19 protein-coding genes are annotated in these 15,192 nt (G+C 68.2%); 9 read left to right on the forward strand and 10 right to left on the reverse strand.

Annotated elements, in window-relative coordinates; translation table 11 throughout:
• Positions 1–110 precede the first annotated feature (110 nt).
• The 3 genes from AC1DDU_RS04650 (at position 111) to AC1DDU_RS04660 (ending at position 3,701) form a co-directional block, all read left to right on the forward strand.
• Positions 111–734, forward strand: a complete 624-nt coding sequence (locus tag AC1DDU_RS04650; protein ID WP_477431588.1) for a TetR/AcrR family transcriptional regulator — start codon at positions 111–113, stop codon at positions 732–734.
• Positions 735–908: 174 nt separating this feature from the next.
• Entirely contained in the window at positions 909–2,936 is a 2,028-nt protein-coding gene (locus AC1DDU_RS04655) for a galactose-binding domain-containing protein (RefSeq protein ID WP_477431590.1), read from the forward strand.
• A 168-nt stretch (positions 2,937–3,104) separates the two neighbouring features.
• Complete coding sequence (locus tag AC1DDU_RS04660; protein WP_477431592.1) at positions 3,105–3,701, forward strand: hypothetical protein; 597 nt, start codon at positions 3,105–3,107, stop codon at positions 3,699–3,701.
• Between the two features lie 6 nt (positions 3,702–3,707).
• Here AC1DDU_RS04660 and AC1DDU_RS04665 read toward each other — a convergent pair whose 3' ends face one another.
• Together AC1DDU_RS04665 and AC1DDU_RS04670 are read right to left on the reverse strand one after the other, a co-directional pair.
• Positions 3,708–4,013 carry an NIPSNAP family protein gene (locus tag AC1DDU_RS04665; RefSeq protein WP_477431594.1) on the reverse strand — a complete coding sequence of 102 codons (306 nt, stop codon included), beginning with the start codon at positions 4,011–4,013 and terminating at the stop codon, positions 3,708–3,710.
• Positions 4,014–4,172: 159 nt separating this feature from the next.
• A complete protein-coding gene (locus tag AC1DDU_RS04670; RefSeq protein WP_477431596.1) occupies positions 4,173–4,778 on the reverse strand; it encodes a class I SAM-dependent methyltransferase in 606 nt (201 codons plus the stop codon).
• Positions 4,779–4,952: 174 nt separating this feature from the next.
• Here AC1DDU_RS04670 and AC1DDU_RS04675 point away from each other — a divergent pair, with 174 nt between their 5' ends.
• Together AC1DDU_RS04675 and AC1DDU_RS04680 are read left to right on the forward strand one after the other, a co-directional pair.
• Positions 4,953–5,342 carry a YciI family protein gene (locus AC1DDU_RS04675; protein ID WP_477431598.1) on the forward strand — a complete coding sequence of 130 codons (390 nt, stop codon included), beginning with the start codon at positions 4,953–4,955 and terminating at the stop codon, positions 5,340–5,342.
• A gap of 75 nt (positions 5,343–5,417) precedes the next feature.
• The gene (locus tag AC1DDU_RS04680) at positions 5,418–6,662 is read left to right on the forward strand and encodes an RNA polymerase sigma factor (protein ID WP_477431600.1); all 1,245 of its coding nucleotides are present in this window, start codon (positions 5,418–5,420) and stop codon (positions 6,660–6,662) included.
• A gap of 26 nt (positions 6,663–6,688) precedes the next feature.
• Here the strand turns inward: AC1DDU_RS04680 and AC1DDU_RS04685 are convergent, their stop codons facing one another.
• The 6 genes from AC1DDU_RS04685 to AC1DDU_RS04710 all read right to left on the reverse strand — a co-directional run bounded on the left by AC1DDU_RS04685 (position 6,689) and on the right by AC1DDU_RS04710 (position 10,273).
• Positions 6,689–7,264: a TetR/AcrR family transcriptional regulator gene (locus tag AC1DDU_RS04685; protein ID WP_477431602.1), complete on the reverse strand. Its 576-nt coding sequence runs from the start codon at positions 7,262–7,264 to the stop codon at positions 6,689–6,691.
• A gap of 80 nt (positions 7,265–7,344) precedes the next feature.
• Positions 7,345–7,698 carry a hypothetical protein gene (locus AC1DDU_RS04690; protein WP_477431604.1) on the reverse strand — a complete coding sequence of 118 codons (354 nt, stop codon included), beginning with the start codon at positions 7,696–7,698 and terminating at the stop codon, positions 7,345–7,347.
• 28 nt (positions 7,699–7,726) lie between these two features.
• On the reverse strand, positions 7,727–9,340 hold the full coding sequence (locus AC1DDU_RS04695; protein ID WP_477431606.1) for an MFS transporter: 1,614 nt from the start codon (positions 9,338–9,340) through the stop codon (positions 7,727–7,729).
• Between the two features lie 81 nt (positions 9,341–9,421).
• On the reverse strand, positions 9,422–9,625 hold the full coding sequence (locus AC1DDU_RS04700; RefSeq protein ID WP_477431608.1) for a hypothetical protein: 204 nt from the start codon (positions 9,623–9,625) through the stop codon (positions 9,422–9,424).
• Positions 9,626–9,627: 2 nt separating this feature from the next.
• Entirely contained in the window at positions 9,628–9,768 is a 141-nt protein-coding gene (locus tag AC1DDU_RS04705) for a hypothetical protein (protein ID WP_477431610.1), read from the reverse strand.
• A gap of 196 nt (positions 9,769–9,964) precedes the next feature.
• Positions 9,965–10,273, reverse strand: coding sequence for a MerR family transcriptional regulator (locus tag AC1DDU_RS04710; protein WP_477431612.1), 309 nt, complete (start codon positions 10,271–10,273; stop codon positions 9,965–9,967).
• A 141-nt stretch (positions 10,274–10,414) separates the two neighbouring features.
• Here AC1DDU_RS04710 and AC1DDU_RS04715 point away from each other — a divergent pair, with 141 nt between their 5' ends.
• From AC1DDU_RS04715 to AC1DDU_RS04725, 3 genes are all read left to right on the forward strand, one after another.
• Entirely contained in the window at positions 10,415–10,849 is a 435-nt protein-coding gene (locus AC1DDU_RS04715; RefSeq protein WP_477433420.1) for an Hsp20/alpha crystallin family protein, read from the forward strand.
• Between the two features lie 14 nt (positions 10,850–10,863).
• Positions 10,864–11,154: a hypothetical protein gene (locus AC1DDU_RS04720; RefSeq protein ID WP_477431614.1), complete on the forward strand. Its 291-nt coding sequence runs from the start codon at positions 10,864–10,866 to the stop codon at positions 11,152–11,154.
• Positions 11,155–11,616: 462 nt separating this feature from the next.
• The gene (locus tag AC1DDU_RS04725; RefSeq protein WP_477431616.1) at positions 11,617–14,031 is read left to right on the forward strand and encodes a hypothetical protein; all 2,415 of its coding nucleotides are present in this window, start codon (positions 11,617–11,619) and stop codon (positions 14,029–14,031) included.
• Between the two features lie 66 nt (positions 14,032–14,097).
• On the opposite strand, the gene AC1DDU_RS04730 is transcribed toward AC1DDU_RS04725, so the two are convergent.
• The gene (locus AC1DDU_RS04730; RefSeq protein WP_477431618.1) at positions 14,098–14,370 is read right to left on the reverse strand and encodes a YgaP-like transmembrane domain; all 273 of its coding nucleotides are present in this window, start codon (positions 14,368–14,370) and stop codon (positions 14,098–14,100) included.
• Entirely contained in the window at positions 14,370–14,750 is a 381-nt protein-coding gene (trxA, locus tag AC1DDU_RS04735) for a thioredoxin (RefSeq protein ID WP_477433421.1), read from the reverse strand. Before trxA ends, AC1DDU_RS04730 begins: the two co-directional genes overlap by 1 nt.
• 42 nt (positions 14,751–14,792) lie before the next feature.
• On the opposite strand from trxA, the gene AC1DDU_RS04740 reads away from it, so the two are divergent.
• On the forward strand, positions 14,793–15,152 hold the full coding sequence (locus AC1DDU_RS04740) for a rhodanese-like domain-containing protein (RefSeq protein WP_477431620.1): 360 nt from the start codon (positions 14,793–14,795) through the stop codon (positions 15,150–15,152).
• The last annotated feature ends 40 nt before the right edge of the window (positions 15,153–15,192 follow it).

Raw genomic sequence — 15,192 nt, forward strand, 5'->3', positions numbered from 1 at the left:
TGCGGGGGGGATGTCCGAAGTGGGGCAAGTGTCCCACTTCTGGGTCAGCATAGACGTGACGTCCCCCCGAGATCAACCGCCGGACGCGCAGAACGTGCTAGGGAGGAACCATGGCCAGAACCCCCGTCGAAGTCCGCCGCAAAGCCCTCGCGGCTGCTGCATTGCGCGTGATCGCCGCACGCGGCCTCCACGAGGCCTCGACGAGGGCGATCGTCGCGGAAGCGGGCATGTCGCTGGCGAGCTTCCACTACGCGTTCGAGTCGCGCGACGCGCTCATCGATCGCCTGATCGTCGAGGTGCTCGCCGGCGAGGAGAAGGCGGTCGTCCCCACCGACCTCGACAAGACGCTCACCGAGCTGATCGCCGACGCCCTGATGGGCTACGTGGACCACCTTCGCGCCGACCCTACGCATGAACAGGCCATGCTCGAACTCACCCAGCACGCGCTGCGCACGCGCCCGGCCCTCGCTCAGGAGCAGTATGCCCAGTACACACGGATCGCCCTGGCGTCGCTGACGCTCGCCGCCGAGCACTCCGGTGTCCGCTGGAGCGTCCCGCTGCCCACCGTCGCACGACTGCTCGTCGCGCTCACCGACGGGCTGACGCTCAACTGGCTGGTCAATCGCGACGACGAAGGCATCGAGGAGGCGGTGATGGCCGCGGCGCGCGCCGTCGCCAGTCTCGCGGAGACCACCCCGGACCACCTCCCGGAGGACGTGCCACCGACCTCGTGAGCCGCCGCGCGGCATCCTACTGGGTCGGTTGACCTGGACATTCGTCCCACATTACGCTCCAGGCAACCGAGCAAGGAGGCTCATATGTGGCGTCGTGTTCCCCAGACTTCCCCTGCTGTCCGTACGAGACGACGGCGAACACCGTCGCTCCGCACCGCACTCGCGACGACGGCCGTGGCCGTGCTGGCCGCCGTCGCAGTGGTGCCCTTCGGCCCCGCCACAGCGTCGTGGGCCGCCGCCCCCGCCGCTGCCGAGGCATCCGACTGGTGGGATGCTCCGAACCGCCCTGCCGAGGATGTCGAGCTCGACGTCGAGGGTGCCCCGTTCACGTCGGCACCGGGACAGCCCGTCCGCGGCTTCATCGACTCGCACACCCACCTGAACTCGAACGAGGGCTTCGGCGGACGCCTCATCTGCGGTGCGCCGTTCTCGCCGAACGGCGTGGCCGACGCCCTCAAGGACTGCCCCGACCACTACCCCGACGGGCGCCTGGCGATCTTCGAGAACCTCACGAGCGACCCCGACGGCACGCACGACCCCGTCGGCTGGCCGACCTTCGCGGACTGGCCGAAGACGACGTCGATGAGCCACCAGGCCTCGTACTACGCCTGGATCGAGCGGGCCTGGCGCTCGGGTCAGCGCATCCTCGTGAACGACCTCGTGACCAACGGGGTGATCTGCTCGCTGCCCATCATGGCGAAGGACCGCCCGTGCGATGAGATGGGCGCGATCCGTCTCGAGGCGCAGAAGGCGCGCGAGATGGAGGCCTACATCGACAGCCTCTACGGAGGTGCGGGGAAGGGCTTCTTCCGCATCGTCACCACGCCCGCGCAGGCGCGCGAGGTCATCCAGCAGGGCAAGCTCGCCGTCGTGCTCGGCGTCGAGATGTCCGAGCCGTTCGGCTGCAAGATGATCATGGACGTCGCCCAGTGCTCGAAGGCGGATATCGACCGGGGGCTCGACGAGTTCGCGCAGCTGGGCATCAGCAGCATGTTCCTCTGCCACAAGTTCGACAACGCCCTGTGCGGAGTGCGCTTCGACACGGGCACCCAGGGCACCATCATCAACGTCGGCCAGTTCTACTCGACCGGCACCTGGTGGCAGACCGAGGCGTGCACCGGAGCGGCGCACGACAACCCCATCGGCAACGCGCCGGTGCCCGAGGGGCTGCCCGACGTCGACCCGCCCACCTATCCGAGCGGCGCCCAGTGCAACAAGCGCGGGCTGACCTCGCTCGGCGAGTACGCACTGCGGGCGATGATGGCGCGGAACATGATGGTCGAGCTCGACCACATGAGCGTGAAGGCCGCCGGGCGTGCGCTGGACGTGCTCGAGGCCGAGGACTACCCGGGTGTGCTCTCCAGCCACAGCTGGATGGACGACACCTGGACCGAGCGCGTCTACCGGCTGGGCGGTTTCAAGACCGGGTATCCGCACGCCGCCGCGGGCTTCCTGCAGGAGTGGCGGGACGACGCGGCGCTGCGCGACCAGTACGGCAAGGGGTACGGCTTCGGGCTGGACTTCAACGGCGTCGGCAGCCACCCGGCCGGCGGGACCGCACCGGTCGCCGTGCAGTACCCGTTCACGGCTGTGGACGGCAGCACCGTCGTCGACCGGCAGGTGAGCGGTCAGCGCACGTTCGACATCAACACCGACGGGTTCGCGCACACCGGGCTCACCCCCGACTACATCGAGCAGCTGCGGCTCGCGGGAGGCGGGCAGGAGCTCGTCGACGACCTGATGTCGGGCGCCGAGTCCTACCTGCAGACGTGGGAGGCGACGAGGTCCCACGAGAGCTCGGTCAACCTCGCCACGGGCGCGCCGGCGTCGTCGAGCTCGAACGAGTTCAGCGTGTTCACGAGCTTCGCCGCCGGTCGCGCCGTCGACGGACGCACCGACACCCGGTGGGCCAGCGGCAACTGGGGCACGTCGCCGCAGTGGCTGCGCGTGGACCTGGGCTCATCGGTGCCGCTCTCGCGGGTGACGGTGAACTGGGAGAAGGCTGCGGCCAAGGCGTACGAGGTGCAGGTGTCGGACGACGCGCAGACCTGGCGCACCGTCTGGTCCACGACGACGGGCGACGGCGGTCTCGACACCGCCGCGTTCCCGGCCACGAGCGCCCGCTACGTCCGGGTGCTGTGCACCGAGCGCACGACGAACTACGGCTACTCGATCCGGGAATTGGGGGTGTTCTCGGGCTGATCGCAGCGAGCCGGCATCGGGATGCCGGGGCGGTCGCCGCCCCGGCATCCTCATGTCGTCGCTCGGCCCCATTGTGGGGCGTTGTGCCGACTGGCATGCTTCTGTCAGTTGTGGGCCCGGCGCATGGGGTTGTCGGGTTTCACCACGCGGCCGATGGGGAGACCGACCATGGCAGGACCGGATCGACGCGGATGGGGAGCGACGACGATCGCGTTCGCCGGCGTCGGCGCGGCAGTCGTGATCGCGGTGCTCACGGGCTGCTCTGCGGGGACCGGCGCGGAGGTCATCGCCGCCTCGGCGTCGCCCGCGAACATCTCTGATGAGGTGCCCGCCGGCTCGGATCCGTCGCCCGGCCCCACACATACGATGCCGCCCGAGTGGTGCGAGCCTTCCGACTTCCCCCGCGCGTCGCTCCTCGAAGCAACGCCACCCGCCCCGGGCGAGCATCTGATCCTGGAGCTCGACCCGTGCCTGACGGTGAAGAGTCTGCTCGGCTCGTACGCGTGGCTCGAGGATCAGGGGATCGACGCCGACATGATCCAGGGCTTTCAGAGCGTCGCCGGGATCGAGCCGTGGACCGCTCCCCTGGCCGACGGAGACGGCGACTGCATCCTCATCCGCGCGGCTGACCACAACGGCTGGGGCGAGATCGCCTGCGATTCGCTGGGCGTGACGCGCGCCACCGTGGAGCGCACGGTGGACGGCTCGACGCTGCGGTTCATGATCGAGGATGGCGCGATCACCGTCTCCGGCATCGCGCGGTGACCATCGCTAGGAGAACACCGGCGAGAGGAACCGGCGCTCGTAACGACGGATGCAGCCGGTCGTGCGCGCGAGCTCGAACGCCGCTTGGCACTCCGGATCCGTCTTCGAGGCGTTCCGGTAGGCCTCGTACGCGGCCAGTGACGGAAAGGTGAACAACGCGAACGCCTCGTCGCTGTCGCCCTCGCTGGGCATGAAATAGCCGTGGTGTGTGCCGCCGAGCTTGTCGACCAGTCGGATCCACTCCCTGCCGTACTCGGTGAAGTCGTCGAGCTTGTCGGGATCGATCTCGTAGCGAAGGTGGACGGTGATCATCGAGGTTCCTTTGCGATCGGGCCTACTGAGGAGTCTCGCCCACGCGAACGCGCCGCGACGACGATCGCGGCCGCGAGCGCGAAGAGTGGCGGAGAAAGCTCGGAAGGTTGGCAGAGCGCAGCACACCGGTCGGCTCGGGACCGCGTGCGCGGGCTCCGGTCAGCGCCCGCGCCGGTGGGCGATGACCGCCGCCTGATGTCGCACACCGGGTTCTCGCCGGGACCATCCCCCCGACGTCGTGAAGCCGGCATCGGTCAGCCGGCGGATGAGTTCCTCGGTCGGCCAGTAGTAGGCCGTCACGACGGCGTGCGGGAAAGCTTCGATGCGCTGTGCCTCGAAGAAGCCGACGAGAATGCTCCCGCCGGCTCGCGTCACGCGTGCGAGCTCGGCCAGCGCAGCCGGCATCTCGTCGGGCGCGGTGTGGATGAGCGAGTACCACGCGAGGATTCCCGACGCGTAGGCATCCGGGATGTCGAGCACGGGCAGCCGACCCGGCCGGAACGGCACGGTCGGGAACCGGGACCGCGCGTGAGCCAGGAACTCGGGCACCATCTCGATCCCCTCGGCGGGTGCGCCGCTCCTGACCAGGAAGTCGGTCCACTGCCCGGGGCCCGACCCCACGTCGAGCACGGGCCCGTTCAGGGTGCTCGACCACTCGCCGATCAGCTGCCGGTCGTCCGGGTGTGCCGCGTCGATCGTTCCGAAGAGTTCGACGTACTCGGCCGCTCGTAGCCCATACGCCCGGGCGACGTCCTGGTTCGTCACGGTGCCCACCATAGGGGCCACGCCGGGTGCACTCCGCGGGGTCCATCGGATTTCCTCCGGGGATAGTGTCGTATTCGAGCGTCGCCGTTCGTGGATGAGGTGTGCGGCCCCATTCCGGGTCGCCGCGACCGAGGAGCCACGACATGGCTCCCGTCCCGAGCAGAGGAGACGAAAGTGCCGAAGTACCTGATCGCATTCAACGACGAGTGGGTGCCTGCGCACACCGCTGACGAGCTGCGCAGCAAGAGCGAGGCATCCCGAGCCGTCATGGAAGACATGGAGGCGGCCGGCGTCTTCCTCTTCGCGGAAGGCGGCATCGATGCCTCGACCGCGATCTTCAGCGTCGTGAGCAAGGACGGCCAGCCGGTCTTCACCGACGGGCCGTTCGTCGAGACGAAGGAGCACCTCGGCGGGTTCACCGTCGTGGAGGTGGCGGATGACGAAGCCGCCCGCTACTGGGCTGGACGCCTGGCGGTCTCGCTGGACTGGCCCCAGGAAGTGCACCGCTTCCCTTCGGGCATGACGGAGATCATCGAACGGCACGCCGCGCCCGAGAGCGCGTGACGTGGCACGAGACATGCCCGTGGGCAGCGTCGACGCCGCACAGTCCGAGGCATCCGCCGACGCTCTCCGGGAGTCGTGACGGACTCGCCTGCCGAGAAGGCCATCACCCGCGCCCACCGTGATGAATGGGCGCGGGTGGTCGCCGGCCTCGCCCGCCGCTTCGGCGACCTCGACCTCGCTGAGGATGCCGCAGCCGAGGCGTTCGTCGCCGCGGTGGAGCGGTGGCCGCGCGACGGCGTGCCGCCGAACCCCGGCGCCTGGCTCACGACGACCGCGACGCGCAAGGCGATCGACCGGTTGCGCCGCGAGTCCCGACGCGACGTCAAGCATCAGGCGGCCCACATGCTGTCCGACGACACCCCTCCCGAGCCGACCGGGCCCGTCGAGGACGACCGGCTCCGGCTCGTCTTCACATGCTGCCACCCCGCCCTCGCCATGGAGGCCAGGGTGGCGTTGACGCTGCGCCTTCTCGGTGGGCTCACCGTGGCGGAGATCGCGCACGCCTTCCTCGTGCCGGAGACCACCATGGCGCAGCGCATCACTCGCGCGAAGGCGAAGATCAAGGCGGCGCACGTCCCCTACCGGGTGCCGTCGGCCACCGACATCCGGGAACGGCTGGCCGGCGTGCTCGCGGTGGTCTACCTCATCTTCAACGAGGGGTACCTGGCCACCGCCGGCGACGATCCGCTGCGCGCAGACCTGACCGAGGAGGCGATCCGCCTCGGTCGCCTGCTGCGCGAGCTGCTCCCCGATGAGGGCGAGGCGACCGGCCTTCTCGCCCTCATGCTCCTCGCCGACGCGCGACGCACCGCACGCGTGTCGCAGACCGGCGAGCTCGTGACCCTCGACGAGCAGGACCGCGGCGCGTGGAACCAGGAGCTGATCGCCGAGGGTCACGCCCTGGTGCGCGAGCGGATCGCCGCGGTCGCCGCCGGCGCGGAGCCGCCGGGGCGGTATCAGCTGCTGGCTGCGATCAACGCGGTGCATACGGATGCCCCGTCCTCACGCGACACCGACTGGTCGCAGATCGTGGCGCTCTACGACCGCCTGATCGCGCTCGATCCCTCTCCGATCGTGCGGCTGAACCGCGCGATCGCCGTCGCCGAGGTGGACGGCCCAGACGTCGCGCTCGCCGAGATCGACCGGCTCGGCAAGACCCTGGACGGGTACCACGCCTATCACGCCGCCCGCGCCGACCTCCTGCGGCGGGTGGGGCGGAGCGGCGAATCGCGGGCCGCGTACGACAGGGCGATCCACCTCGCCGGCAACCCCGCCGAGCGGGCGTACCTCATCCGCCGTCGCGACCAGCTCGTGCGGTGAACCGGGGTGCGCGCGCGTCCCAGCGGTCAGACGGTCAAGCCCCGGCTGAGCAGGCGGAAGACGTCGTCGGCGACGGCGCGGTGGTCCATGCCGTGAGAGACGAGTTGAACCCCCGCTCCCAGCACGCCCTGCGCCAGCGTCGCCGCGGATCGTGACGTGGCCAGCCCCAAGTCGGCGACGATCCGCACGAGCGGACGCAGCAGCGCGTCGTGCAGCACCATCAGGTCCTCGTAGCGACTCGGGTTGAGATCCGCCTCACGGAGAGCACCGGCGATTTCGTGCTTGCCCTCTGCCGTCATGGCCATCGTCGCGTCGACGAGTCTGCGCAACTGCGCCAGCCCAGGCTCCACCGTGGACAACGCGTGCTCGATCTCCGCATCCCACCGTTCGATCGCGTCGATGGCGATCGCGACGAGGAGGTCATCCTTTGTGGCGAAGTAGTCGTAGAAGCTGGAGCGCGACATCCCGGCGCGTTCGCACACGGCCCCAGGTATCACTCCCGCGAGCCCCGATTCGAGCAGTACCGCCTCGCCGGCGCGAATGAGCGCAGCGCGTTGCGTCGCGCGATGCTCTGCCACGGTCGGCGCGGAGATCTTGGGCATGCCGTCATTATCCTCGGTCGCGGCGCCGCACCCGAAAGATCACGCCCGTAGGAGGGCGCCCTATCACCCCTCCGCGCGGTCTACCTCCAGACGGTGGCCAGAAGGATGTTGACCACCGTCAGGCCGCCGATCACGGGCAGCACCCACGCGTTCACCGCTTCGCGTCTGCGGTTGACCAGAGCGATCACGATGATCGCGACGAGCACGCCGAGCTTGACGGCGATCTTCGCGTTGTTGACGTCGTGACCCAGCGGGTACTGCAGCCCGACGAGCAGGATCCCGGTGATCAGCATCGTCCAGGCGCCGTGCATCATCGCGGGAAGGATGCGAGCCTTGCCCGCGCGCATCGCCCCGACCTGATACAGCACACCTCCGAGAAGTGCGGCGACTCCGATGATGTGCAGGGCAAGGACGACGTTCTTGAGAATTTCCACAACGCCATCTTACCGACACTGTGTCGCCTTAATTCCCGCTTGCGATCGACTCGCGTCCATGGCCTGTCAGCTCCGGCGCGCGTAGTCCGAGCGAGCGGGTGGTGAGCAGCCCCACCCCGAGGGCGACGATCGCCACCCACGCGGCGACCGACACGCCCTGGGTGAGCGCCTCCCGGGCTGCGTCCGCGATCGCGGCGGTCGCGGGGTTCGGCGCAAGCTCGGCGATGAGTGCACCGGCCGAATCGGAGACCCCGGCCACGAGTTGATCGACGTCGGGGTTCGTGGCGATCTGTTCGCTCAGACGGGCCTCCGTCCCCACTCGCAGCGTTGTGAACAACGCGGTTCCCAGGATGGCGATGCCGAGGGCCGAGCCGACCTGGCGGGCCGTCGACTGGGTCGACGAGGCCTGCCCGGACTTGTCGACCGGCACGTCGACGAGGATCAGCTGAGTCAGCTGCGCGGTCGCCAGCCCGACGCCCATTCCGTAGAAGAACAGGGGCACGCCGGTGACCCAGAGCGTCGAGTCGGGACGGATGAGGATCGCCATCACCGCGAGCGAGACCATCTCCAGAAGGATGCCGAGACGCACCATCTGCACCGCAGTGAGGCGCCGAGACAGCGCGTGCACGGATCCACTCGCCACGAACGACCCCACCGCGAGCGGAAGGAGCGCGAGGCCGGCCTGGAGCGCGTCCATGCCGAGCACGTACTGGAACCACAGCGGGAGCGACAGGATCAACCCGAACTCGCCGAGAGAGACGGCGAGGGCTGTGACATTGCCGTTGCTGAACGAGGGGATGCGGAACAGGGTCACATCCAGCAACACCGACTTGCCCGCCGCGACCCGCGATCGCTCTCGGAGGACCAGTACTCCGAGCACCACGATGGAGAGCAGGAACAGGACCGGGATGATGCTGAACTCGCCGACGCTGACCGGAGCAGATTCCGCGGCCTCCCACCATCCGTACGCCCGGCCTTCGATCAGCGCGAACACCAGCATGCCGAAGCCGAGGATGGAGGCTGCCGCTCCGACCCAGTCGGTGAAGCGTCCCGCCTCGCGCTGGCGGGACTCGGGGATGCAGATCAGCACGCCGATCACGACCAGGACGCCGAACGGCAGATTGATCCAGAACGCCCACTGCCAGGAGAAGGCCGTCGTGAGCCAGCCGCCCAGGACCGGCCCGACCGCCGCCATCGAGCCGATCGTGGACCCCCAGACAGCGAAGGCGATGCTGCGCTCACTCCCCCGGAAGGTGGCGTTCAACAGCGCGAGAGTGGTCGGGAGGATCATCGACCCACCGACCCCCTGAACGGCGCGCGCCGCGATGAGCCACATACCCGTCGGCGCGAACGCGCACAGGAGGCTCGCCCCCGTGAAGGTGACGAGTCCGATGATCAGCAGCCTTCGCCGGCCGATCCGATCGCTCATGGTTCCCCACACCATGAGCAGAGCGGCGAACACGAGGGTGTAGACCTCCTGCACCCACTGCACCTGCGTCGTGCTGAGATCGAGCGCCGAGATGATGTTCGGCATCGCGACCGCGACGATGGTCGCGTCCATGATGATCAGCGCCACGCCCAGCGAGATCGCGGCGAGGCCCCACCAACGGAGGCGATGGAATCGGTCTGTACCGGTCGTCACGAGAGGACAGGATACATGGTTTTGCCGACAGTCTGTCGGCAAAACGGGACGAGATCGCTACGCGGTCGACGTCCGCGCGGCTCAGATCTTCTTCGCCACCCGCTTGGCGGTCGACTCGATCCTGCGGTAAGCGCGGTCGCGGACCTTCGCCACGCCGGGGTCGTTCCAGACGTCTTTCGCGATCCCGCTGATCTCTCGGAACCGCTTGCTGCCGGCCTTCGCTCCGACCACATACGCGACGGCGGCCACTCCCAGCAGAATGATCAGGACGATGGGCTTGGACATGGTCAGCCTCCAGAGGGGTTGTCGACAGGCTTGCCGTTCTCGTCGGTGGGATCGTGCGGCTCAGGGGCACCACCAGACGCCGTATCGGCGTCGGCATCCTCGTCCGCGACTCCGTCTGTGTTGTGCTGCTCATGATCAGTCATGCTGTGGACGCTACGTCCCGACTCGGGTTTCTGCGCGGGGGTTGACGAACACCGGCCGAGCTGCCCCGCGTCAGCGACGACGCCAGAGCAACAGCGCCGCTCCGCTTGCGGGACGAAGACCGAGAAGCGCTGAGCGGCGTACCCGTACCCTGGCCGCCCCACGACGCACCGCGCCGCCTGGTGGAGAGGCTCGGATCTACGGCACGGAAGGAAGTGTGGCTTCGGAGCGACTGGACTGATCGGCGATCTGCCCGCGCAGTCGACCGTTCTCGTCTTGGAGGTCCAAGACGAGGGCGATGCCGGCAAGGTTGAGGCCATCCGCGAGCAGGTCGCGGATGCGTATCAGCCGATCCAGATCGTCAGCACTGTACCGGCGGGTGCCTCCCTCTGTCCGGGCAGGCACCAGCAGCCCTCGCGTTTCGTAGGCTCGCAGGTTCTGCACGCCCATCCCCACCAGCTCCGCGGCGACCGAGATGCCGTACACCCCGAGTCCGGCATCCTTCATGGCGTCCGCCCCTTCATCGATCTTTCTGTTGCATCTATCTGTTCGTAGTGCTATAAGAAATCTATAGCGCATGGCACAGATCTGCTAGTGCGGTCTGCGCCGCAGAGAGCATCAACATGAGACGACATGGAGGTGGACACGATGCTGATGCGCACTGATCCGTTCCGCGAACTGGACCGGCTCACCCAGCAGATGTTCGGAAGCGAGGGAACCCTGGCCCGTCCATCGGTCATGCCGATGGACGCCTGGAGGGATGGGGAGACCTTCCACGTAGAGTTCGATCTTCCCGGTGTCGATCCGAGTTCGATCGACCTGGATGTCGAACGCAACGTGGTCACCGTTCGGGCAGAGCGATCCATCCGCCCGATCGACGCGGAGCTCATCGCCGCGGAACGCCCGCGAGGGATCTTCAGTCGCCAACTGGTGCTGGGCGACAATCTCGACACCGGGAACATCAGCGCCCGCTACGACGACGGCGTGCTTGCGCTGCAGATTCCCGTCGCCGAGGAAGCGAAGCCGCGCAAGATCGCCGTCACCAGCGGCAAGAGCGAGCAGATGCAGGCCATTCGAGCCTGAGTCCAGGGGCGGTCATGATCGACACACCCGCAACCGGCAGCACGATCGACCCGGGCCTGGACGCGCAGTTCATCGATCTGGTCTGCACCGTCGACGCACTGGTCGACGCCCAGTTCGAGGCGATCGTCTCTGCCGCGTGGGCAGACGCGCCGTCCGCGACGGAGGTCGCGCACCGTGAACGTCACGAAACCGTTGGCGCGCGTTCGCATCGTGCGCTCACGACGAGAATCCGCGCGCAGTGGACGGACTGCATCCCACGGGCATCCGAGCGCTCGCCCCCGCAGAGAACGGCCATTTCACGCTGACCGATCAACAACCCATCGAGGTGACAGCCACCCCGCCCGCACATTCGTGGCCTGGGCGTCTCGGGACTGTTCCCGACGCGAGCGCTGCCCGCGCATCTCGGACGCGGGCCGGGTGGCTGCCATCCTCACTTCGGCTTGATCGCCCAGTGCTCGTGATTCGGACCCGAGCCCCAGGCCGCGCCTGTGCGGGCGCATCGCCGGCTGCGGATGCGGCGCACGGGCGGTGATGGGGTGAGTCGAAGTGGGCGAGAGCGTCTGCGTCGACCGCGCGAGCCTCGATGACCTCGATGAGGCGTGTGGACCGTCAGAACGCTGGCCTCTGGGCGGGTCTCCGCTGCGCCCTCGACGTCGACGAGAGTGTTGTGCAACCCTGAAGTGGTCGACTCGCTGAGACGGGCCGGTGAGGGGGCGGCGGTGCGTACGAGAACTTCGCGGGGAGTTGCCCTGCGGGTGAGCGCGGTGATGGCGCTCACGCTGGCCGGGTTGGGCTCGGGCGGTGCCGTGGCAAACGCCGGCGTGGTTCACCCCGCTGGGCCCGCCGTGATTCCCGCCGCGGTTCCCGCTCCTGCCGCCGACCAGTCGGTGGTCACGGTGGCAGTGGGCGGCGACCGTACCGGCACTCGCACGGTGGCGCCTCTCTCCGGTGTGACGCTCGGCTTGTTCGCTACGGCCGACGCGGCCGAACCGGTTGATCCAGGGTGGGGAGTTTGCGTCTCTGACGCTGACGGCGACTGCAACTTCGTCATCCCCGACACCGGCGTCGGCGGAGCCTGGGCCGGTGCCCGGTTGTGGGTACGTCAGCTCGATGTGCCCGCCGGGTGGTTCGCGAATCCGTCGCTGAGGACCGGAGCGGGGTCAGGTTCGGGGTCTGTGGATCAGCCGTACGTCTTTCAGACACCGTCGCTCAGCGGTGGCGCGACCTATCGCTCGACGAGCGACTTCATGTTCGGAAGCGCATCCAGCAGCACCCCTCTCACAGACTCCGAGGGCGTGTGGCAGCAGTCCCGCATGAACCCGGCGCTGCCTGCGCAATGCGGCCTGGACGTTGCGCTCGTTCTCGACCTGTCGGCATCCGTCAGTTCGAGCGAACTGGTCCAGCTGAAGGCAGCCGCCGACACATTCGCCGACGCCCTTGTCGGCACTCCCTCGCGGATGGCGGTGTTCTCGTTCGACGGTCAATCACCCAGCTCCAGCGTCGGAGAGAACCACCCCGACCTCATGAATGTCTCGACCCAGACAGACGCCGACAGCTTCAAGGCTCTCTACGGGAACTGGACCACAGGTAGTGGCACGAACTGGGACCGCGGGATCTGGGCGGTTGCCGAGGCAGCGCCCCATTATGAGGTCACGGTCGTGATCACCGACGGCAACCCCACCCGCTTCAGCGCCGATCCCATGCTCGGCAGCGGCGGCACCACACACTTTCGCGACGTCGAGAACGGCATCTACTCGGCAAACGCGGTCAAGGCCGAGGGCACCCGACTGATCGCAGTCGGCGTGGGCACCGGGGTGGACGACGTGACTCGGTTGAACCTGCGAGCGCTCTCCGGCCCCACCTTCTTCGACGGAACGAACATTCTCGACGCGGACTACCTGGATGCCGGCGACTACGCGGAGGCGGGTGACGCATTGCGCAACTTGGTGCTCTCGCAGTGCGCGGGCTCCATCAGCGTCTTCAAGAGCATCGTTCCGGCCCGCAACAACGGCGACGACATCACCGGTGCCACGCTGGCCGGCGCCGGCTGGCAGTTCACCGCGACAACCGACGTCCAGGGCGCCACGGTCCAACCAGGCACGGCGACCACATCCGGCGACAAAACCGGGGGCGTCAGCTTCGAGGTCGGGTACCCTGCCGGCGTGCCCACGGCGGACGTATCGGTCACCGAATCACAGCAACAGGGCTACACCCTTGTCGCGCCGAACGGTCAGAACGCGGTGTGCGTCGACACGTCCACGGGCGATCCAGTGACTGTCGTCAACGTCGAGGACCCGGCCGATCCAGGGTTCACGGTCGATGTTCCGGCCACCGGCCACGTCTCCTGCACGATGTACAACAGGGCTTCGGCCGGGATCGTCGTCGACAAGGTGTGGGTGATCGACGGAGAGAGCTTCGCAGAGGGGACGCAGCCCGAGGGGTTCACAGCCGCACTGAGCCTCACCGGTCCCAGTGGATCCGCTGCGTCGCCGCAGCCGTGGGCTGAGCCCCGCGAAGGGTACGACGTCGCGGAGGCAGTGGAGGTGGATGAGGATGCGGGGGTGCCCGAGGGGTGCACCCTCGACGCTGCGACTGTCACGTCCGTCGACAACATACCCGCGACGGACCCGCTGCCGTTCACCACGGCAGCAGGCCTCCCCTTCAGGCACCTTGTGGTGACCAACTCGGTGACGTGCCCGACCATGTTGTCCCTCGTGAAGGTCCTCGTCAACGACAACGACGGTACCGCTGAGCCGTCGGACTTCCGGCTCGCGGCGCAGGGGCCGACTCCGGTCGGCGGCGCCGCCGGGTCGTCGCAAGTCACCGGCGTCCATGTCCTGCCTGGCGCGTACGTGCTGTCGGAGTCGGGTCCTCAGGGCTACGCGAGCGAGGGGTGGAGCTGCGTCGACGCGGAGGGGAATCCCCTCGAGGTGGTCGGAGACACCGTCAGCATCTCTCGAGGGACAGACACGACCTGCACCGTGACCAACGACGACGTCCCTGTCACGCCTGGAGTGACGCCGAGTGCGACGCCCGGACCCTCCGAGCCGACCCAGGGCGCTCTCCCGGGCACTGGCTTCGGCGGTTCCGATCCGACCCCTGCCGGTGTTGCCCTGGTGGTCGCGGGACTGGTCTTCAGCGCGGTGGCGTGGAGAAGGCGACGGAGGACCGGCGCTCGATGAGGGGAGCCCCGGCGAGGATCCACTGTGAGGCGCGGGCGATGAGCTCTCCGGATCACGTGGGGGAGGTCAGGGCAGAAGCTCTTGCGGCGCCTCGGGGTAGCCGAGCTCGTTGGGTTCGGTCGGCGTGGAAGTGCGCGAGAGCAGGTTGGCGGGGCACCATCCAGTGATGGCGCCGATGGCCAAGAATGCCGCGCAGGTCGCGGCGGGGACGGCGCAGAAGAGGTTGTCGAGGCTCGTCGCGGCGAACGCGACCAGAAGAGCGGCGGCGAGTCCGCGCAGCAGCCGCTCGCCTCGGCCGACCGGACAGCTGCGTGACTTCGCGCGCGAGAGCGCCGCCATCACGCTGCGCCGGCCGAGGGACCGTGCTGGTCGGCGAGCTGCCGACGTATGTCGTCCATGTCGAGGGCCTGCGCCCGCTCGACGACCTGCTCCAGTTGCGCTGCGTTCAGCGCACCAGGCTGCGCGAAGACGATGATGCCCTGCCGGAAGACCACCAGAGTAGGGATCGACGTGATGCGAAAGCCCGCGGCCAACGCCTGCTCCGCCTCGGTATCGACCTTGCCGAACACGACGTCGGGATGCAGCTCGGAGGCACGCTCGAAAACGGGCGCGAAGGCACGGCAAGGACCGCACCACTCGGCCCAGAAGTCGAGCAGCACGGTGTCGTTCTCGCGGATCGAGGTCTCGAAGTTGTCGTCGGTGATCGCCAAAGAAGCCATGCGAGGACGCATATCAGAATACCCACGGGGTATTATGGGAGCATGCAGAAGCTCCGCACCATTCTTCTCGCCTCAGCTGGCGCCCTCACCCTCACACTTGCGGGGTGTGCCGCCGCCGAGCCCATCGAGCTGACATCCGACACGATCCTCATCGACGTCCGCACCGCCGGTGAGTTCGCCGCAGGACATCTGGACGGCGCCGTGAACCTGGATGTGTCGTCGGGGCAACTTGCAGCTCAGGTGCCCGAGCTTGACGACGACTTCGAGTATGTCGTCTACTGCAAGTCCGGGAACCGCTCGAGCCAGGCCGCTCGGATGCTGGAGGAAGCGGGCCTGGACGTCACGGACGCGGGATCCATGCAGGAAGCCGCAGACGCCACCGGGGTGCAGATCGTCCCGTAGTCTGCAGAATTCTCCGAGGCTTGGTCCGACCCCGGGATCT

The sequence above is a fragment of the Microbacterium sp. 05T445 genome, assembly GCF_056395865.1.